This window comes from Peptoniphilus rachelemmaiella (assembly GCF_943169845.1).
Lineage (GTDB): Bacteria > Bacillota > Clostridia > Tissierellales > Peptoniphilaceae > Aedoeadaptatus > Aedoeadaptatus rachelemmaiella.
The window spans coordinates 25,581-46,220 of sequence record NZ_CALPBW010000013.1 but is presented as its reverse complement, the minus strand read 5'-3'; the positions used below and the strand labels follow the sequence as shown (position 1 = coordinate 46,220).

Genomic DNA, 20,640 nt, shown 5'->3' with positions numbered 1-20,640 from the left:
GAGTTCTGAGCCATTAGAACTCTTATTTTTTTGAGAGTGCAACTCGTATCTGAAAGGGGACTGTAAAATGGAAATTTCTGCAAAAATGGTAAAAGAATTAAGAGACAAATCCGGCGCAGGCATGATGGACTGCAAAAAGGCATTAAAGGAATCCAACGGTGACATCGACCGCGCTGCCGACATCCTCAGAGAACAAGGCTTAAGCAAGGTCGCTAAGAAGAGCGATCGCATCGCCGCTGAAGGGATTGTCGAAAGCTACATCCATAACAACCGCATCGGCGTACTCATCGAAGTCAACTCCGAAACCGACTTTGTCGCTAAAAACGAAGACTTCAGAGAATTCGTTCGCGACATGGCCATGCAAGTTGCTGCCGTCAATCCGAAATACGTTACTCGCGACGAAGTGCCCCAAGCTGAATTGGAACACGAACGTGCCGTATTAAAGGAACAAGCGTTAAACGAAGGTAAACCGGAACACATTGTAGAAAAAATGGTCGAAGGCCGTTTGGAAAAATTCTACAAAGAAATCGTCCTTTTGGATCAACCCTTCATTAAAGACGGCGACAAAACCGTTAACGAATTATTAACCGAACTGATTGCAAAAATCGGCGAAAAGATCAGCATCCGTCGCTTCTGCCGCTATGAAGTCGGCGAAGGCATGGAAAAGCGCTCCGAAGACTTTGCAGAAGAAGTCGCAAAGCAAATGCAATAATCGGAACCGGACCATGGAACCTAAATATAAGAGGATCGTCTTAAAACTCAGTGGGGAAGCCATAGCGGGAGAAAAAGGAATCGGCATCGATTCTTCCGTAGTCAGGCTCTTCGCCTCGGAAATTAAACGCATCTCCGAAGCCGGTGTGGAAACCTGCATCGTCGTCGGCGGCGGCAATTTCTGGCGTGGTCGCGACAGCAAGGACATGGACCGAGCCACATCCGATTACATGGGCATGCTGGGCACGGTGATGAATGCATTGGCCCTTCAAGATGCCCTTGAGCAAATGGACGTGGTGACCCGCGTCATGACGGCCATCGAAATGAAGCAGGTGGCAGAGCCCTACATTCGTCGCCGCGCCATTCGCCACTTGGAAAAAGGCCGTGTGGTCATTTTCTCCGGCGGCATCGGCAATCCCTATTTTTCCACGGACACCACGGCAGCCCTTCGCGCAGCGGAAATCGACGCCGAAGTGATTCTGCTGGCGAAAAAAGGCGTCGACGGCATTTACGATTCCGACCCCAACCTCTTCGAAGACGCCGTGAAATTCGACAATTTGTCTTATTTCGATATTTTAAGCAAGAATTTAAAAATTATGGATTCGACAGCCACTTCTCTATGCATGGATAATGAAATTCCCTTACTTGTTTTCGGCATCGATGAATCGAGCAATCTCTACGATGCGGCCATGGGCAAGGATTTAGGGACCCGTGTGGAATAAGGAGGATTTTGTATGGATTTTAGCGAAATTAAAAAAGAGGTTCAAAGCAAAACGCAAAAGACTGCCGATCGCTTAAAAGAAGAATTGGCATCCATTCGTGCCGGCCGCGCCAATCCCTCTCTTTTAGACCGGATTACCGTGGAAGCCTACGGCCAACAAACGCCTTTAAATCAAGTTGCCGGCATTACGGCGCCGGAAGCGCGTCTGTTGACCATTCAACCGTGGGATGCTTCGTTGATTCCCGCCATTGAAAAGGAAATCTTAAAGTCGGATCTTGGATTAAATCCCTCCAACGACGGAAAATTGATTCGCCTGGCGATTCCCGCTTTGACGGAAGAGCGACGCAAGGACATGATTAAAGTCGTAGGAAAAGATGCCGAACAATCGAAAGTTGCCATTCGCAACATTCGTCGCGAAGCCATCGATTTGATTAAGAAAGCGGAAAAGAACAAGGAAATTTCCGAAGATGACCAAAAAAATTATGAAGAAGAAATTCAAAAGGTCATCGACGATGCGGTCAAAACTATCGACGCCATTGCGAAAGCTAAGGAAGACGAATTACTTGAAATTTAAATACAACTGAATAGGGCCCCTGCGGGGGTTCTTTCTTTTTAGGAGAAATTATGGATTCTGATAAAAAAGCCATGCCCAAACACCTGGGCATCATCATGGACGGCAACGGCCGTTGGGCCAAAAAACGTAATTTGCCCCGAACCTACGGTCATAAAGAGGGCGTAAAGCGGGTATTAGAAGTGGTGAGGGCCTGCTACAAATTAAATATTCCCTACCTTTCCCTCTACGCTTTTTCAACTGAAAACTGGAAGCGACCGGAGCAGGAAGTATCCAACTTAATGTTTCTTTTGCGCACCTTCATCGATCAATACATCGACGAATTGGACGAAAACGGCGTGAAGCTTAATATTATGGGAGACACCTCGGCTTTGGGAGAAAAGACGCAGGCCATGGTCTTAGGTGCCGTACGGCGCACCGAATCCAATAAGGCGCTGACATTAAATATTGGCTTAAACTACGGCGGTCAAGATGAAATCCTTCGTGCCGCAAAGGCATTGGCGCAAAAGGTGAAAGACGGCGAAATTGCCGTTGAAGCCATCGACAAAGACGCATTCGAAAGGGAACTTTACACGAAAAATCAACCGCCTTTAGATTTATTGATTCGCCCCAGCGGCGAACTTCGGGTCAGCAATTTTATGCTTTGGCAAATGGCCTACGCGGAATTTTGGTTTTCGGATATTTTGTGGCCGGATTTCACGGAGGACACATTAAAGACCGCCATCGACGATTATCAGACCAGGGACCGGCGATTTGGAGGCGTATAATTGAGTAATCTGTTAAAACGAACGATAACGGGTTTGGTGCTACTCGCCCTCTTAGGGACGATTCTCTTTTTCGGCAGACGTGTGCTGCACTTTGCCGTGCTGTTTTTTTCATTGGTGCTGTGCCACGAATTGATCGGCGCCTTTAAACACAAGGGGAAGGAAATTCCCGAACACTACATTCTCTTGGCCTGTGCCTTTCACTTTGTGGTTTTTGAGCGCGGTTGGCCTTGGTTTGTCGCCTTCACCATTCCCTTATTTTTTCTCATTCTCTATTATTTAAAAGAAGATCAATTTACCATCGAGGACATGGGCATTTCAGCCTTAATCCTGATTTATGTGCCCACCTTTTTGTTCCCCATCATGTCATTGGATAAGACAAATTACCTGTACTTGGTCTTTGTCATAGCCATTGCCACGGATACCTTCGCTTATTTAACGGGAATGGCCTTCGGAAAACACAAGCTCTGTCCTTCCATCAGTCCGAATAAAACTGTGGAAGGCGCATTGGGCGGCGTTATCGGCGCGTTGACCTGCGGATTGATCTACTGTGCGGTTGCCGACATTCCGGTTACTTTCCTTCACGGTCTGTTTATCGGACTGGCTTCGGTAACGTCACAGCTCGGCGATTTATTTGCATCGAAAATCAAACGCGCCACGGGGATCAAAGACTTCGGGAACTTGTTACCGGGCCATGGCGGATTTATGGATCGCTTCGACAGCATGCTCTTAATCATTCCCATGGTTTATATTTTGTACCACTTCGCACTTTAGGAGGTTATATGACGACCCTTTTCGGTTCACTATTTGTCTTTGTACTGATTATCGCCATACACGAATTCGGTCATTTTGCCGTTGCAAAGGCCGTGGGTATTCGCGTCAATGAGTACGCTATCGGCATGGGACCTTTAATTTATAAAAAAGAGACAGAAGAAACACAATACAGCCTGCGGGCCCTGCCCATCGGCGGCTATGTGGCCATGGAAGGGGAGGAGTCGGCATCGGATGACCCGCGGTCGTTTAATAACGCAAGCCTTCTAAAGCGCGCGGCAGTTATTGTAAGCGGCGCCGGCATGAATTTTGTCTTGGCCATCGTCACCTTTTCCCTTTTTCTCTTAATTACCGGCTATCCCACGCGAACCGTAGACAAGGTGCTTCCCGACTCTCCGGCGGCTACAGCCGGAATTCAAAAAGGGGATGAGATTCGCTCCATTGACGGAAAGCCCATTGAAGACTGGGATCATTTTTCAAAGACCGTGGCCGCTTCTAAAAGGCCCATAACCATCACCATTCATCGCCAAGGAAAAGACCTCTCTTTTTCCGTGAAGCCCGCGGAAAAAGACGGCCGCTCCATTGTTGGCATTCAGCCTACCAGCGAAAAGCATCCGGCAAAGGCCATTGGCGACGGATTTAAAATGACGGGTAAGGTCATCGTAACGATCTTCGATGTTTTAGGTAAATTATTTACGGGAAGCCTGAGCGTCGATAATTTGTCCGGTCCCGTCGGCGTGGTGAAAGTCATCGGCGATTCGGCGAAATACGGTTTTGCCTCTCTTCTTTTTATTACGGCTTATATTTCGGCGAACCTGGGCTTTATGAACCTGCTTCCCATTCCCGCCCTCGACGGCGGAAAACTCGTGTTCCTTTTGATCGAGGGAATCATCGGCAAGCCCTTAAATGAACGAATCGAGCAAGGCCTTTCCGTGGCGAGCTTCGTTTTGCTTTTTGCCCTTATGATTTATGTGACGATTTTCGGCGATATTGCGCGATTTATACACTAGAAAGGACGATGAACTTGTCTAAACATACGAGACAGATTGCTGTTGGAGACGTATTAATCGGCGGCGGTGCTCCGGTAAGCATTCAGTCCATGACCAATACGAAAACAAAGGATGCTGTTTCCACCATTGATCAAATTCATCGATTGGAAAAAGCCGGTTGCGACATTATTCGCGTGGCGGTCAACGATTCGGAAGATGCCGAGGCTTTGGACCGAATTATTCCCGCTATTTCCATTCCGGTTATTGCCGACATTCAATTCGACCATCGCTTGGCCCTTTATGCCTTGGAACACGGCGTCCACGGCCTGCGTATCAATCCGGGAAACATCGGCGAGGCATGGAAGGCAAAAGAAGTGGCGGAAGCGGCAAAGACGCGGAACGTCTCCATTCGTATCGGCGTCAATTCCGGTTCCGTGAAGCCTGCTTTTATTGAAAAATACAGGGGCGTGAATCCGAAGTCCATCGTGGAATCGGCCCTCGATGAAATCGCCACACTGGAAAAATTCGGTTTCGACGCCATTAAGGTCTCCTTAAAATCATCGGACGTGCGTCAGTCCATCGAAAGCTATCGGGAATTTTCCCGCGTCAGCGACTATCCACTTCATCTTGGCATTACCGAAGCCGGCGCCGGCATGAACGGCATCGTGAAATCCTCGGTAGGAATGGGCACCTTACTTGAGGAAGGCATTGGCGATACCATGCGCGTCTCCTTAACAGGGGATCCCGTCGATGAAGTGTACTGCGCCAAGGCCATCCTTCAAAGTCTGGGCTTAAGGCAGGAAGGCATCGACATCGTCGCCTGTCCCACCTGCGGCCGCACGGAAATCGATCTGATTCATTTGGTTGAATCCGCTGAAGACCGCTTTAAGTCTTTAAATTTTGAAGGAAAAATCGCCATTATGGGTTGCCGCGTCAACGGCCCCGGTGAGGCACGAGAAGCGGATTACGGCATTACCGGCGGCAACGGCCGCGGCGTGATCTTCAAAAAAGGCGAAATCGTCAAAACCGTCGAAGAGTCGAAACTCTTAGATGCTTTAATCGAGTTAATAGAAAGGGATCATCGGTGATCGAACAAAACAACCATCCATCAGAGCGTAACCTGATGGATTTTATTTTAGAAAAATCTCTGCCCGTAAAAAAAGTGGTCTATCAGCGGGATAAGTCCGGTATGGCCTTGGAGATGGATTGTGAAGCAGGAGATTGGCGTGAGTCATTTGAATCGCTTCTTACGGCGTGTTATCCAACCTTATCCATCGAAGTGCACTACTTAGAGAAGAAGCGGGAGATGAAGGAGTATTCTGAAGATGAGATCTTTCATTTTCTGAAGACATCGATTATTTCGTCGGAAGCCTGGCTGGAGAGGGCATGTTTTTCGATGAATGAAAGCCGCATCACCCTAAAAGTCCCCAATGCCACGGTGGAAAAAACCCTTCAGTCTATGGAAATCGAAAATCGATTGGAGGAGTTTACCGGTACACACTACTTTCTGGAATGCGACTGTGCGGCGGGGGAATGTGAATTTAAGGTTTTAGAGGAGATGATCGAAAGCGAGGAATCCGTCTTTTGCGACGGTATAAAAATCGAAACCCCTCCTGTAAAAGCTAGGGATAAGGGCGACGAGGTCTACCATTACGGAAAAAATAAATTTGAAGCGCCGACGCCTCTGGCACAATGCCGCGTCGGCGAGATGGTAACCATTATGGGATCGGTTTTTGACTTCGACGAACGACCTGTAAAAAACGACAAAACCCTCTTTATCCTCTCCGTTTACGACGGAACGGACAGCACGAAGGTAAAGGCCTTTGTTAAAAATCAGGAAGCCGAAGCTTTTGCTCGCACCTTCTCCAAGGGAAAGACCGTCTGCATCCACGGGAAATATGATTTCGACAGCTTCGATCGCACAGAAAGCATTATGGCGCGAAACATGAAGCCATCGGCCGCACAAAAGCGGGAAGATCGAAGCGAAAGAAAGCGGATCGAACTGCACGTTCACACGAAAATGAGCAATATGGACGGCACCAATACCATCGACGAATTTGCGAAGCAGGCCAAGGCCTGGGGCCACGAGGCCATTGCCATTACCGACGACAATGTGGTACAAGGCTATCCCGATGCCATGAGTGCGGCAAAAAAACACGACATTCGCATTCTCTACGGCGTGGATGCCGATGTGGTCGACGACGGAGAGTGCATCTTTAAAAATCCCGGTGAGGCTCAATACGGAAGTAGCTATGTGGTTTTCGACTTGGAGACCACCGGCTTTTCGCCACGTTTCGACGAAGTGACTGAGATCGGGGCCGTGAAAATTCAAGACGGCCGCATCGTGGATCGCTTTTCCACCTTCGTCAATCCCATGCAACCGATTCCGCCGCGGGTCGTGGAGTTGACCCATATTACAAACGACATGGTGGCAGACGCCGATCCCATCGATGTGGTGCTGCCGCGCTTTGAAGCATTTATCGGCGACAGCATTTTAGTGGCACACAATGCTTCCTTCGACTCCAGATTTATCGAGTTCAGACGAAAGGGGAAAGTGCCCTATGCCACCATCGACACGCTGCTTTTGGCCAGGTCTTTGGACATTCAAGTTAAAAATTATAAATTAGGTACCTTGGCAAAGCGCTTCGGCATTAATCTGCAGGGTGCACACCGCGCCGTGAACGACGCAGAGGCCACGGCGGAATTGTTTATTCAGCTTCAGGCTTTGGCGGCAAATGTCGGCGTGGAGAAGCCTGAAGATTTAAACCGCTTAAAGCCTGAGTCGCCGGAAAAAACCTTCCCGACCAAGCTCACGATTTTCCCGAAAAACCTACAAGGTCTTATGGCCATGTACCATTTAATTTCCGCCTCCCATATGGACCATTTCTTCAGAACGGCACGAATGCTGAAGTCGGAAATTATGAAATCGAAAGAGGACTTTATTCTCGGATCCGGGGGAGAAGAGGGTGAATTAATCGATGCCTACCTGCGCGGCGCCTCCCATGAGGAACTGAAGCACATCGCATCGACCTTGGATTATATTGAAGTGGCGCCCGTTGCGCGCTACGAGCGGGCCTTTGCCGACGGCCTGTTGCGAAGCGAAGAAGACGGACAAGCCATGATCCGCGATCTAATGGAATTAGCCAAAAGCTTGGACATTCCCGTCGTCGCCTCGTCGGACGTTCGGTATATGAATGCTGAAGATGCCGAGTTCTTGGAAATTTTGGAATATTCGAAATTCCGTGGCCGCCCCTTTACAAATGGTAAGGCCTATTTTATGACCACCGAAGAGATGCTTAACGCCTTCTCTTTTTTAGGCGACGATGCCGAGGCCATTGTCATCGACAATCCCAAGAAGATTGCAGAAGCCATCGAGGTATTTCCGCCCATTCCTTCGGGAAAATACCCGCCGAAAATTAAAAATGCCGATGTGGATCTCAAGGCCGATGCCTTTAATCGGGCGCGGGAAATCTACGGCGATCCCCTACCGAAAATTGTGGAAGATCGTCTGAACACGGAGCTGGAAAGTATTATCGGAAACGGCTATGCCGTCATGTATAAAATCGCCCAGCAGCTGGTGCAAAAATCCAACGCCGACGGCTATTACGTCGGCTCACGGGGCTCCGTAGGCTCTTCCTTTGTCGCCACCATGACGGGCATTACGGAAGTCAATCCCCTCATGCCCCATTATGTCTGCGGCAAATGCAAGCACAGCGAATTTATCGACGACGGGAAAGTGAGCACCGGATTCGATTTACCGATGAAAAACTGCCCGGTCTGCGGCGAGCCATTGATTCGCGAAGGCCATAAAATTCCATTCGAAGTCTTTTTGGGTTTTTACGGCGATAAAGAGCCCGACATCGACTTAAACTTCGCAGGGGAATACCAGCCTACCGCCCACAAATTTATCGAAGATTACTTTGGCGAAGGCTTTGTCTTCCGCGCCGGTACCATCGGCACCTTGGCGGAAAAGACCGCCTTCGGGCTGGTCAAAAAGTTTACCGAAGAAAATAATATTCAAAAAAATCCCGTGGAGATCCTGCGTCTGGCCAAGGGCATCGAAGGAGTCAAGCGCACAAGCGGCCAACACCCCGGCGGCATTATGGTGGTGCCGAAGGATGAGGACATTCATCACTTCACGCCTATTCAGTACCCGGCGGATGAAAAGAAGAAGAATGTCATCACTACGCACTTCGACTACCACTCCATTAGTGAAAATATATTAAAGCTGGACATTCTCGGCCACGATGCACCTACGATTCTTCGCATGTTGGAAGATTTAACCGGCGTAGCCATGGAAGACATTCCCATGGATGATCCCGACGTTATGAGTCTGTTTACATCCGCCGACGCTTTAAAGGTCGACGAGTCCTTGTTCTCGTCACCAACAGGCACCTTGGGAATTCCCGAGTTCGGCACAGACTTCGTCGTGCGCATGCTTATGGACACGAAGCCCTCTACCTTCGGCGAGCTGGTGAATATTTCAGGCCTTTCCCACGGAACCGACGTATGGACGGGCAATGCACAGGACCTGGTTCACTCAAACAAAGCGACCATCTCCGAAGTCATCAGTACGCGGGAAGATATTATGAACTACTTGATCGTAGCCGGTGCCGAAAATAAAGTGGCCTTCGATACTATGGAGGCCGTGCGTAAAGGGCGGGGTCTTCCTGAAAAATACATGGACGTGTTAAAAACCTTGGATGTACCGAGTTGGTACTTCGAAAGTTGCGAAAAGATCAAGTACATGTTTCCCCGCGCCCACGCTGTGGCCTATGTTATGACCAGTTTGCGCATTGCTTGGTACAAGGTTCACTACCCTCTGGCTTTCTATGCCGCTTACTTCACCACAAAACTTTCGGATCTAAACGGCGATATTTTGGTTCAAGGCTTTGATGCCGTCAATAAGCGTGTGGAATGGATCGAGGGAAATGACGAGGCGACAAAAGCGGAATTATCGGAAATTCCCATTTTAAAAGTTGTACTGGAAATGATGGCGCGAGGCTTTGAATTCGAGCCCATCCATTTAGGCGCATCCCACTACTCGAAGTTTTCCGTCTACGAAGGCAAAGTCCTTTTGCCCATTAGCTCCCTTCAGGGAATCGGGCACACCGTGGCCAAAGAAATCTACAAGGCCATGAACGAACAAGCCTTTCTTTCCGTAGAAGACATGGTTAAACGAAGCGGTGCGTCGAAAACCGTCGTGGAAACCCTAAAGGCTCACGGCGCCCTCGACGGAATCCCGAAAGATAACCAGTTAAGCCTGTTGGATCTTATTGGCGATAGTGGCAAAATGTGATATACTAAAGAAAAGATAGACGAGTAGAACTAGAGTGGGTCCACCACTCTAGTTTTTTATGGGAGGTGAGTTCTTGAAACATTCTCAGGTACGCGCGATTGTATCGGAGGCGGCGGAAAAAGCGGCCACCGAACGAGAGTATGAAGTGGTGGAAGTCGACATCACCAATAAAAATCCGTCGCGCATCATAATCACGGTGTATCATCCCGACGGGGTGCAAATCGACGACTGCGCCGATATATCCCGGGCTGTTGGAGACATGATCGACGACAAGGATTTATTCGAAGGGAAGTACACTCTGGAGGTTCAATCTCCGGGATTGGATCGGCCCATTCGAACGAAAGATGATTACCGCAGGAATATGGGGAAAAAGGTCGAGGTTCACCTGTACAAAAAAGTAAACGACCAAAAAGAATATGTAGGTATTTTAGCGGATTACGGCGATGACACCGTGGCTATCCGCACAGAAGATGGAACAATTGTCACCTTTGATTCAAACTCCATCTCATTAATGCGACAGGTCATTGAATTTTAGGAGGCAAAGAAAAAACAATGAATGAAGAGTTTATTTTAGCTCTGAAGCAATTAGAAAGCGAAAAAGGCATTCCGGAAGAAGTCATTATCGAAGCATTGGAAACGGCACTGATGTCCAGCTACAAGAAGAATTTCGGCACATCGCAAAATGTGATTGTTGAAATTAATCGCGACACGGGAGAAATTTCCCTGGCTGCCGAAAAAGAAGTGGTCGATGAAGTTTTTGACGAAAACACGGAAATTGCCGTAGAAGATGCCCGATTAGAAAATCCAAGGCTTGAAATCGGCGATGTTTACTACGAAAAAATCGATCCGGAAAAATTCGGTCGAATTGCCGCACAAACGGCGAGACAAGTCGTGATTCAGCGAATTAAAGACGCCGAGCGAGAAGTCATTTACGACGACTACGCCGATAGGGAAAATGAAATCATTACCTGCGACGTACAAAGAGTCACCAAAGGCAATGTCTTCGTGGATTTAGGAAAGACCGAAGCGATTTTGCCCGTATCGGAGCAAATTCAAGGAGAAACCTACCGCCAAGGCGATCGCTACAAAATGCTGGTCTTGGAAGTCAACAAGCAGCCGAAAGGGCCGCAAATCGTGCTCTCAAGAAGCCATCCGAATTTGGTACGCCGCCTCTTTGAGCTGGAAGTGCCTGAAATTCATGACGGCATCGTAGAAATTTTCTCCATCGCGAGAGAAGCGGGAAGCCGCACGAAGATCGCCGTGTTCAGTAAGGACGATGAAGTGGATCCCTTGGGTGCCTGCGTCGGCTTTAAAGGCAGCCGCGTCAAGACCATCGTCGACGAATTGCACGATGAAAAAATCGATATCGTCATTTGGGAATCGGACATTGCGGCATTTATCGGCAATGCGCTGAGCCCGTCAAAAGTTGTCGAGGTCTTCATTAATCAGCGAGAAAAATCGGCCATGGTGGTGGTGCCGGATTATCAACTGTCTCTGGCCATCGGTAAAGAAGGACAAAACGCGCGATTAGCGGCGAAGTTAACCAATTGGAAAATCGATATAAAATCCGAAACCCAATTCGAAGAATACTTGGATTCCCTGGGTATGGATGCGGAAGATTTTAAAACATATTTTGAAAACACTCAAACCTCTGTAGCGGAAGAGTCGGTTATTAACGATGATCCGGCCGACGAAAAACCCGAAGCCCATGAGGCAGATAATTTTGCCAGTATCGGCGGTTTAACGGGCATGGATTTATCGGAATTGTTCCAAGATGCGCAAAAGGCACCGGAAGAGGCATCCGATGACAGCGAGGTTGAAGCGGAAGATGTGGAGTAAGATGAGTAAGAGGATTCATCAATGAACAAGCAGAAGAAAGTTCCCTTGCGCAAATGCGTCGGGTGTTCTGAATCGAAGCCGAAAAACGAGCTCACAAGAATCGTAAAAAATAAAGAACAAGAGGTTTTTATAGATGAAACAGGAAAAGCAAACGGCAGAGGCGCTTATGTTTGTAAAGATATAAAGTGTTTAAATAAGGCGATTAAATCAAAGGCCATTGCCAAGGCATTGGGTAAAGACTTGTCCGAAGAGGCAATAGAATCGCTCCGTCAATCACTTTCAGATCTATAGACCCCTTATACTAAGGAGGTGTTCTCATGTCCAACAAGAGAGTTTATACGGTTGCTAAAGAATTTGGCATGGCCAGCAAGGATTTAATGGAAATTCTGGCGCAGGCAAATATAAACGTGAAAAGTCACATGAGTACTTTAACTGAAGAGCAGCAGAAGGATCTTTTAAGCTTTATCCGTAAGGCGCAAAATGCGCAAAGTGCACAACAGCCCGGCGAAGAAAAAGCGGAAAAGAAAGAGCCCGAAAGAGAAGAACGACCGGAGAAAAAGAAAAAAGCGGAGGCGTCGTCTGAAAAAGAAGATGCGCCTGTAAAGAGTGAAAAGAAGCCGCAGAAAGTAGAAAAGAAACCGGAAAAAGCCGAAGTAAAGCCCAAGGCACCGGAATCTCATAAGAAAGCGGCACAAGAAAAAGCGAATGATATGCCGGCGCCCACACGCAAAGAGCCTGCGAAGAGTGCGCCTGTTACCGACGTTCACGAAGAAAAACAATTCATGGACGGAACGGGCGGAAAACATTCGGATAAAAAGAAAAGTAAGAAGAAAAAGCAAAAAGAAGCAAAAAAATCGCGTAATAACGAACAAAGCGGCGCACGTAATCAAGATTTTGAGAAGCCGAAAGCGCCAAAGAAAAAGTCGAGAAGTCAGAAGCGTAAAGAGCGTATGGCAAAGGAAGATGTAAAGGGGGACGGGGCTATTAAGATCAAGGCACCGTTAACGGTGAAGGAATTTGCTGACACAGTCGGCATCAGCTTGGCACAAGTTATAACGAAGTTAATCGGTTTAGGTGTTATGGCGACACAAAACGAATCCATCGATCGGGATGTCATTGAAATTTTAGCCGACGAACTCGCCATCGAAATCGAATTTATTTCCGAATCGGATTCGAACATCGAAGAAATCTACAATTTGGATCAGGAAGATCCCGAGGAAAGCCTGGTTGAAAGACCGCCGGTTGTTACGGTTATGGGCCACGTCGACCACGGGAAGACCTCGATTTTGGACGTCATTAAAAAGAGCCATGTTACGGCGTCGGAAGCCGGCGGCATTACGCAACACATCGGTGCTTACCAAGTATCCGCAAACGGTAAGCTCATTACTTTCCTGGATACGCCGGGCCACGAAGCCTTCACGGCCATGCGCTCCAGAGGGGCTTCCATTACGGACATCGCCATCCTCGTGGTCGCTGCAGATGACGGCGTCATGCCTCAAACGAGGGAAGCCATTCACCACGCAAAGGCTGCAGGCGTACCAATTATCGTCGCCATTAATAAGATCGACCGCGATGGCGCCAATCCCGACCGCGTGCGCCAAGAGCTCACCGAAGAAGGCTTGGTCTGCGAAGATTGGGGTGGCGACACCATCATGGTCGAAGTATCCGCCAAGACGAAGGAAGGGATTCCCGAGCTATTAGACATGGTGCTTCTCGTGGCAGAAGTGCTTGAGCTGAAGGCCAATCCCGATCGCTTAGCCATCGGCACCATTGTGGAAGCCCGCCTCGACAAGGGCAAAGGCCCCATGGCCACGATCCTCGTGCAAAAAGGTACTTTAACCGGCGACAGCTACATCGTCAGCGGCACCTGCTACGGCCACATACGCGCCATGACCGACGACAAGAAGAAACGCTTGAAGACGGCAGGCCCTGCGACTCCGGTTGTGGTATTAGGTCTCGACGGCGTTCCCAATGCAGGGGATACAGTCTATGCCGTTCAAGGCGAAAAGACCGCACGAGAAATCGCAGCGCGAAACATCGCACACGAAAGAGAAGAAAAACTGGCGTCTAAGAACAAAGTCTCCTTGAACAACCTCTTTGACAAGATTAAAGAAGGGGAGCTTAAGGATCTGAACTTGGTTGTGAAGGCGGATGTAAAGGGTACGGTTGAAGCCCTGACTCAATCTTTGTTGAAATTAAACGACAACGAAGAAGTAGACGAAGTACAAGTCAACATCATTCACTCGGGTACCGGCGGGATTAATGAAAGTGACATTAACCTGGCTTCCGCATCCAACGCCTTGGTCATCGGCTTCAATGTTCGCCCGAACATTAATGCCATCGAGCTGGCCAAGCAAGAAGAAGTGGATGTGCGCACCTACCGCGTCATTTACGATATTCTAAACGACGTGAAAAATGCTATTAGCGGCATGATGACGCCGGAAATTACCGAAGAAGTCTTGGGACGCTGCGAAGTAAGAGAAACCTTCAAGCTTCCTTCCAACGACATCGTCGCCGGTATTTACGTCCTCAAGGGAAAAATTGCACGAAAAGCATTTGTCAAAGTCCTGCGCGACGACGTCATTATTCACGAAGGCCCCATCTCCTCCTTGAAACGCTTCCAAGATGACGCCAAGGAAATCGCCCAAGGCTACGAAGGTGGCCTTATGGTTGAAAACTTCAACGACATTCAAGTCAACGACTTGTTGGAATGCTATATCGAAAAAGAAATTAAGAAGGAAATTTAATTATGAAGGATAAACGAGTTCACCGTATCTCAGAAGAAGTGAAGAGGGAACTCTCCGACATCATTCAAAATAAATTGAAAGATCCTCGGATCCCTCCCTTGACCAGCGTCTCCTTCGTCTCTGTGACGCGGGATCTTTCCTTCGCCACCGTGGGGATCTCCATTTTCGGCGACGATGAGGCGAAAAAAGATGCCATGGAGGGCCTTGAAAGTGCCAAAGGCTTCATGAAGAAGGAATTAGGCAGCCGATTGAAATTAAGAGCCATGCCGGAATTGATTTTGGAGCTTGACGAGAGTATCGAAAAAGGCATGGCCTTGGAAGAAACCATTAATAAGGTTATGGAATCGGAGCATCGCGGTGAGTGAGATCAAGGTATTCGCCGATCAATTAAAGAAAAAAATTGAAGATGCGAACGTCGTCGGCATCCTTTCCCACAAGAGCCCCGACGGCGACAATCTGGGCAGCTTAGAAGCCATGTGGGGCTGTTTAATGGGCATGGATAAAAAGGTGATCTACATCTCCAACGACGATGTGCCGGCAGATTTCACCTTCTTGCCCTCCACGAAAGCCCGTGTAGCCATCGACGACATTCACGAGCCCCTACCTCTTATAATCGCCTTAGATTCCTCCGACGTTCATCGCTTCGGACCCGAAGGCGAAGCGCTCTTTAAAAAAGCGGCCTACACGGTGAATATCGATCACCACATGAGCAACGATCATTACGCCGATTTAAACTATGTCTCGCCGAAAGCCACCTCCACGGGAGAAGTGCTTTTTCGGATCTTTGAGGCCATGGATATCCAGCTCACACCGGCTATGGCCACGGGGCTTTACACGGCCATGTCCACGGATACGGGGAGCTTTCAATACGACAGCGTCACCGGAGACACCCACCGCATTATAGCCGCTCTCTACGATGCCGGCTGCGATCACAACATCATGGTGCGATCGGTGTATCAGTCTATGTCAAAGGAAAAACTGGCCCTTCACGCTCGTGTGCTCTCCAATCTGAAATTTATGGCGGACGGGAAAGTCTCCATCGCGATTTGCCGCCTGGAAGATACAAATGTTACCGGCGCGCCGAAGGATGCGACTGAGGGCATTGTGGAAAAGGCGCGTAACATCGACGGCGTCGAAATGGCCATTTTCCTGAAGGAAAAGGCCGAGGAAGTGAAGCTGTCTTTCCGCTCAAAAAGTTATTTGGACTGCACGGAATTTGCCTCCGTCTTCGGCGGCGGCGGCCACATCCGCGCTTCCGGTGCATCGCAAAGGGATTCGCTGGAAAATGTTCTGGCCAAGGTGGAATCCTTGGTGCGGGAAAAAATAGAAAATCAACAACGATGAACGGCATTTTATTAGTGGATAAACCCGCCGATTGGACTTCCCACGACGTCGTACAGAAAATGCGTCGTTTGTTTGAGACAAAGCAAGTCGGACACACGGGGACTTTGGATCCCATGGCTACGGGCCTTTTGCCTATCTGCATCGGAAAGGCGACAAAGGTGGCGGAGTATATTTCCGACGATAAAAAAGCCTATGTCGCACGGGCGGTGAGGGGCATACGCACAGACACGGCAGATACGACGGGCGTGATCTATGCCAAGAGCGAATCGCCGATTCCCGAGAATTTCGACGATGTACTTCAAGGCTTTATGGGAGAGCAGCTGCAGCTGCCGCCTATGCACTCGGCTCTGAAGTACAAGGGGAAAAAGCTTTACGAGTACGCCCGCAAAGGCATTTGCGTACCGAGAGAAATGCGGCCCATTACGGTGACGAAGCTTGCTTGCTTAGAACAAGACGACGAGGAGATCAGCCTTCTGGCCGAAGTCTCCTCCGGCACGTATATCCGCACCCTTTTAGACGATATCGGTGTGGCGGCAAAGTGTTTTTTAACGATGTCGGATCTTCGCCGAGTGTCTGTGGGAAACGCCACCGTCGAAAGCGCCTATACCATCGAGGCGTTGGAGGCCATGAGCCTCAATGAACGAAAGAGCCTGTTACTTCCCATGGACCGGCTTCTCGACCATCTTCCGCCGATTCATTTGCCGAAAAAGCGGCTAAAGCCCATGACCAACGGAATGTCTTCGCGAATTTCATTTCCCGTGGAAAAATCTCCCCTTTACCGCATTTACGCCGGGGATGTGTTTATCGGCTTGGGCATCGTGAACGAAGAAGATGGCACGACGAATGTTTGCATGAAAAAAGTTTTAGTTTGAGGTGTTTATGGAGGTTATTCAAGTCGATTTAGATTCTGAAATTTCCCGTGAGGCGACCATTGCCCTGGGTAATTTCGATGGATTGCACAGCGGTCACCAAACATTAATCAAGGAAGTCGTAGCGATGGCAAAGAAATTAAATTGCCTCTCTTCCGTTTTAATGTTTAAGACCCACACAAAAAACATGACTGACGGCATTTCCCAAGAACTTTTAACCTCGCGTTCACAAAAACACGACATTCTTCGTGAAATGGGCATCGATGTAATTTATGAAATTGAATTTAACGAGCGCATCATGCGGCTGAGTCCGGAAGCCTTCGTCGTCGATTTTTTAGTCGGTCACTTGAAGGCCAAGGGCGTGGTGGTCGGCTACGATTACCGCTTCGGCTTTAAGGCCTCCGGTGATGTGAATACCCTGGATGCGCTTTGCAAGGCCCATAATCTGGATCTGGCTGTAAAAAAAGCCGTCACCTACGACGGAGAAGCCGTATCCAGTACGCGCATTCGGTCCGCCGTAAAAGAAGGGGATGTTAAACTCGCCGAAGCCCTTTTGACGCGGCCATTTACCATTCGAGGCAAAGTGGTCCCAGGAAAGCAACTGGGTCGCACCATCGGTATTCCCACGGCAAATATCCTTTACAACGCCAACTATGTCGTGCCGAAATACGGCGTTTATCTTACCAGCGTTACCGTCGAAGGGGAATTTTACTACGGCGCCACCAACATCGGCACCAATCCCACCTTTGCGGAGCAGGGGATAAAAGTGGAAACTTATCTTTACGACTACAAAGGCGAGAGTCTCTACGGAAAAATCATGGACGTAGCTCTTTTGGATTTCATCCGACCGGAGATCGCCTTCAATAGCGTGGAAGAATTAAAAGCGCGCATGGACCGGGATCTGAAGTTCATTGAAGAACAAATTCATCAAGAAGAATTTACAAAGTAGCCGGTTAATGGTAAAATAACAAGGTATTGTTAGTTTGGCTCAGTTTGTCGATCCTCGACGCTTACTTGGTCAAACCGAATTTAAATTAGGAGGAAATTATGTTATCAAAAGAAAAGAAACAAGAAATCATCAAAGCGTATCAAAGAGAAGAAGGAGACACCGGTTCTCCCGAAGTTCAAGTAGCAATTTTAACCTACACCATTAATACGCTGAACGAACACTTAAAGGAACATAAAAAAGACCACCACTCTCGTAGAGGTCTTTTGAAAATGGTCGGTAAGAGACGGAACCTTCTCCGCTATTTAAAGAACAAGGATGTGGAACGTTACAGATCCCTTATCGAACGCTTGGAAATCAGAGGTTAAGACAGTATTTTAAAGAGCGGGCGACCGCTCTTTCTTTATAGAGAAAAGAGAGTGACATGTATAAAACATATACGACAATGTTAAATAACGAGCCTCTTCATATAGAGATCGGGAAGGTCGCCAAGCAGGCCAACGGTGCCTGTTGGGTAAGACAAGGCGAAAGCGTCGTTCTCGTAACGGCCACGGCATCGACAAAGGCTCGCGAAGGGGCGGATTTTCTTCCCTTAAGCTGCGATTACGAAGAAAAATATTATTCCTCGGGTAAAATCCCCGGCGGCTTTAACAAAAGAGAAGGTCGCCCCGGCACCAACGCCATTTTAACGAGTCGACTCATCGACCGGCCCATTCGCCCTCTTTTTCCGTCGGATTACCATCACAGCATTCAAGTGACGGCCACCGTACTCAGTTACGATCCCGACTATCCCACGGATATCTTAGCCATGATCGGATCTTCCGTCGCCCTGTCCATTTCGGACATTCCCTTCCAAGGCCCCACGGGATCCGTGCGGGTAGGCCACATCGACGGTGAATTGGTCCTGAATCCTTCGGTGGAGGATCAAAAGCGTTCCCGCTTAAATCTCGCCGTTTCCGGCACCGCCGATGCCATTATGATGGTGGAAGCGGAAGTGGATTTACTGGAAGAAAGCGACGTACTTGATGCCATCTTCTATGCCCACGAAGAAATTAAAAAATTAGTTGCCTTTATCGACTCCATTGTCGACGAAGTGGGCAAAGAAAACATGGAATACGAACGCCTCGTCATCGACGAAGACTACAAGAAAGCCATTTATGATGCCGTCTACGACAAAGTGGAAGAAGCCCTTTGGATCGCCGATAAAACGGAACAAGGCCACGCACTTTCGAAGATCAAAGACGCCCTTATCGCCGATTTGGAAGAAAAAGAAGATTACAGAGAGGTTCAGGTCAATACGATTTTTGAAGACTTCACCCAAGAAATCTTCAGAAAACAAATTCTCGTCGACAGAAAACGAAGTGACGGCAGAAGCTTCACTGAAATTCGCCCCCTCTCTTCGGAAGTCGGCCTTTTGCCTCGCGTCCACGGCAGCGCCCTCTTTACTCGCGGTCAAACCCAGGCCCTCACATCCGTCACCTTGGCGGCTTTAACGGAAGGGCAAATTATCGACGGTTTGGATCCGGAATACACGAAGCGCTACGTCCATCACTACAATTTCCCCTCGTATTCTGTCGGGGAAACGCGCCCGCCGAGAAGCCCGGGTCGCCGCGAAATCGGCCACGGAAACTTAGCTGAGAGGGCCTTAATTCCCGTGCTCCCCACGGAAGATGAATTCCCCTACTACATTCGCGTGGTCAATGAAATTTTGGAATCCAACGGTTCTTCCTCGCAAGCAAGTATTTGCGGATCCACCTTGGCATTAATGGACGCCGGTGTGCCCATTCACGCACCTGTGGCCGGTATTGCCATGGGTCTTATCGACAACGGAGCCGATCCCGTAATTTTAACGGATATTCAAGGCCTGGAAGACCACTACGGCGACATGGACTTTAAAGTCGCCGGCACCTCCGAAGGCATTACCGCCCTTCAAATGGACATTAAAATCGACGGCGTATCCAGAGAAATCCTCTCCCGTGCACTGAAACAAGCGCACGACGCCCGCATGGAACTCTTGGCCCATATGAAGGGCACCATTGAAGCGCCGAGAGCAGAACTTTCTCCCTATGCACCGAAGATTACCGGGCTTCAAATCGATCCCGATAAAATCGGTGAAGTCATCGGTAGCGGTGGCAAAGTCATTCACAAGATTACGGAACAAACCGGCGCACAAATCGAAATCGATGACGACGGCCGCGTATCCATTATTGCCAACGACGACGGCGCCCTCGTGGCGAAGAAAATCATCGAAGACATCGTTCACGAATTGGAAGTGGGCGAAATCTTCGAAGGCACGGTTACGAAAGTCGTGGACTTCGGCGCCTTTGTTAAGATCCTCTGGGGCCGCGAAGGTCTGCTCCACATTTCAAACATCGACCACAAGCGCATCGCCAAAGTGGATGATGTCCTGAAAGAAGGAGACAAGGTGAAAGTTAAAGTTATGAATCTGGAGCGGGGGAAGATCGGCCTTTCCAGAAAAGCACTTTTGCCGAAACCGGAACGGAAACAAAACTCCGGAGAAAAAAAGTTCGACGATAAAGACAATAAATAAAACGAAAACCGCTTCGGCGGTTTTTTTTATAAAAAGGAGATTCTATGAAGGTCAAAGTAGTCAATAAATCCCATCATCCCCTTCCGTCCTATAAAACCGAAGGTTCCTGCGGCATGGACTTGCGCGCCAATTTAGATGCGCCGAAAACCCTAAAACCCTTGGAACGTGCCATGATCCCTACGGGGCTTTACTTTGAAATACCAAAGGGCATCGAAGGGCAAGTTCGGGCGAGAAGTGGTCTTTCCCTGAAAAAAGGCATTACATTAATCAACGGCATAGGAACCATCGACAGCGACTACCGTGGGGAACTGGGCATCCTCGTTGTGAATTTATCCGATGAAGCGGTAACCCTCGAAGACGGAGACCGCATCGCCCAAATGGTCTTTATGGCCTACAAGGTAGCCGACTGGATTCAGGTGGACAGCCTGGATGAACTCTCGAAAACTGAGCGAGGCGAAGGTGGATTCGGCCACACGGGCCTCCGTTAAAATTAGGTAGAGGGACGTAAATTATGTTAT

Annotated in this window: 19 protein-coding genes; all 19 read left to right on the top strand. The window is 48.8% G+C overall.

The window, feature by feature from the left end:
* Positions 1–67 precede the first annotated feature (67 nt).
* The 19 genes from tsf to dut all read left to right on the top strand — a co-directional run bounded on the left by tsf (position 68) and on the right by dut (position 20,610).
* Positions 68–712, top strand: coding sequence for a translation elongation factor Ts (gene tsf, locus KO087_RS06705; protein ID WP_215508533.1), 645 nt, complete (start codon positions 68–70; stop codon positions 710–712).
* Between the two features lie 13 nt (positions 713–725).
* Positions 726–1,433, top strand: a complete 708-nt coding sequence (pyrH, locus tag KO087_RS06700; protein WP_215508532.1) for a UMP kinase — start codon at positions 726–728, stop codon at positions 1,431–1,433.
* 12 nt (positions 1,434–1,445) lie between these two features.
* Positions 1,446–2,006 carry a ribosome recycling factor gene (gene frr / locus KO087_RS06695; RefSeq protein ID WP_215508531.1) on the top strand — a complete coding sequence of 187 codons (561 nt, stop codon included), beginning with the start codon at positions 1,446–1,448 and terminating at the stop codon, positions 2,004–2,006.
* Between the two features lie 50 nt (positions 2,007–2,056).
* Positions 2,057–2,770: an undecaprenyl pyrophosphate synthase gene (gene uppS, locus KO087_RS06690; RefSeq protein WP_215508530.1), complete on the top strand. Its 714-nt coding sequence runs from the start codon at positions 2,057–2,059 to the stop codon at positions 2,768–2,770.
* On the top strand, positions 2,771–3,541 hold the full coding sequence (locus tag KO087_RS06685) for a phosphatidate cytidylyltransferase (protein WP_215508529.1): 771 nt from the start codon (positions 2,771–2,773) through the stop codon (positions 3,539–3,541). It abuts the gene before it with no gap.
* A gap of 8 nt (positions 3,542–3,549) precedes the next feature.
* Positions 3,550–4,548: an RIP metalloprotease RseP gene (gene rseP, locus KO087_RS06680; RefSeq protein ID WP_215508528.1), complete on the top strand. Its 999-nt coding sequence runs from the start codon at positions 3,550–3,552 to the stop codon at positions 4,546–4,548.
* A gap of 8 nt (positions 4,549–4,556) precedes the next feature.
* Positions 4,557–5,615, top strand: a complete 1,059-nt coding sequence (gene ispG, locus KO087_RS06675) for a flavodoxin-dependent (E)-4-hydroxy-3-methylbut-2-enyl-diphosphate synthase (protein WP_215508527.1) — start codon at positions 4,557–4,559, stop codon at positions 5,613–5,615.
* Between the two features lie 35 nt (positions 5,616–5,650).
* The gene (locus KO087_RS06670; RefSeq protein WP_215508526.1) at positions 5,651–9,826 is read left to right on the top strand and encodes a PolC-type DNA polymerase III; all 4,176 of its coding nucleotides are present in this window, start codon (positions 5,651–5,653) and stop codon (positions 9,824–9,826) included.
* A 73-nt stretch (positions 9,827–9,899) separates the two neighbouring features.
* A complete protein-coding gene (gene rimP, locus KO087_RS06665) occupies positions 9,900–10,361 on the top strand; it encodes a ribosome maturation factor RimP (protein ID WP_215508525.1) in 462 nt (153 codons plus the stop codon).
* A gap of 17 nt (positions 10,362–10,378) precedes the next feature.
* Positions 10,379–11,665 carry a transcription termination factor NusA gene (gene nusA / locus KO087_RS06660; protein WP_215508524.1) on the top strand — a complete coding sequence of 429 codons (1,287 nt, stop codon included), beginning with the start codon at positions 10,379–10,381 and terminating at the stop codon, positions 11,663–11,665.
* Between the two features lie 21 nt (positions 11,666–11,686).
* Entirely contained in the window at positions 11,687–11,956 is a 270-nt protein-coding gene (rnpM, locus tag KO087_RS06655) for an RNase P modulator RnpM (RefSeq protein WP_215508523.1), read from the top strand.
* A gap of 26 nt (positions 11,957–11,982) precedes the next feature.
* Positions 11,983–14,412, top strand: a complete 2,430-nt coding sequence (gene infB / locus KO087_RS06650; RefSeq protein ID WP_215508522.1) for a translation initiation factor IF-2 — start codon at positions 11,983–11,985, stop codon at positions 14,410–14,412.
* Between the two features lie 2 nt (positions 14,413–14,414).
* Positions 14,415–14,777 (top strand): 30S ribosome-binding factor RbfA, encoded by a 363-nt coding sequence (gene rbfA / locus KO087_RS06645; protein WP_215508521.1) that lies wholly within the window; start codon positions 14,415–14,417, stop codon positions 14,775–14,777.
* The gene (locus KO087_RS06640; RefSeq protein WP_215508520.1) at positions 14,770–15,756 is read left to right on the top strand and encodes a DHH family phosphoesterase; all 987 of its coding nucleotides are present in this window, start codon (positions 14,770–14,772) and stop codon (positions 15,754–15,756) included. Before rbfA ends, KO087_RS06640 begins: the two co-directional genes overlap by 8 nt.
* A complete protein-coding gene (gene truB, locus KO087_RS06635) occupies positions 15,753–16,628 on the top strand; it encodes a tRNA pseudouridine(55) synthase TruB (protein WP_215508519.1) in 876 nt (291 codons plus the stop codon). Before KO087_RS06640 ends, truB begins: the two co-directional genes overlap by 4 nt.
* A 7-nt stretch (positions 16,629–16,635) precedes the next feature.
* Positions 16,636–17,574 (top strand): bifunctional riboflavin kinase/FAD synthetase, encoded by a 939-nt coding sequence (locus KO087_RS06630; RefSeq protein ID WP_215508518.1) that lies wholly within the window; start codon positions 16,636–16,638, stop codon positions 17,572–17,574.
* A 98-nt stretch (positions 17,575–17,672) separates the two neighbouring features.
* Positions 17,673–17,939 carry a 30S ribosomal protein S15 gene (rpsO, locus tag KO087_RS06625; protein WP_108831746.1) on the top strand — a complete coding sequence of 89 codons (267 nt, stop codon included), beginning with the start codon at positions 17,673–17,675 and terminating at the stop codon, positions 17,937–17,939.
* A gap of 56 nt (positions 17,940–17,995) precedes the next feature.
* A complete protein-coding gene (locus KO087_RS06620; RefSeq protein WP_215508517.1) occupies positions 17,996–20,122 on the top strand; it encodes a polyribonucleotide nucleotidyltransferase in 2,127 nt (708 codons plus the stop codon).
* Positions 20,123–20,166: 44 nt separating this feature from the next.
* Positions 20,167–20,610 (top strand): dUTP diphosphatase, encoded by a 444-nt coding sequence (gene dut, locus KO087_RS06615; RefSeq protein WP_215508516.1) that lies wholly within the window; start codon positions 20,167–20,169, stop codon positions 20,608–20,610.
* The last annotated feature ends 30 nt before the right edge of the window (positions 20,611–20,640 follow it).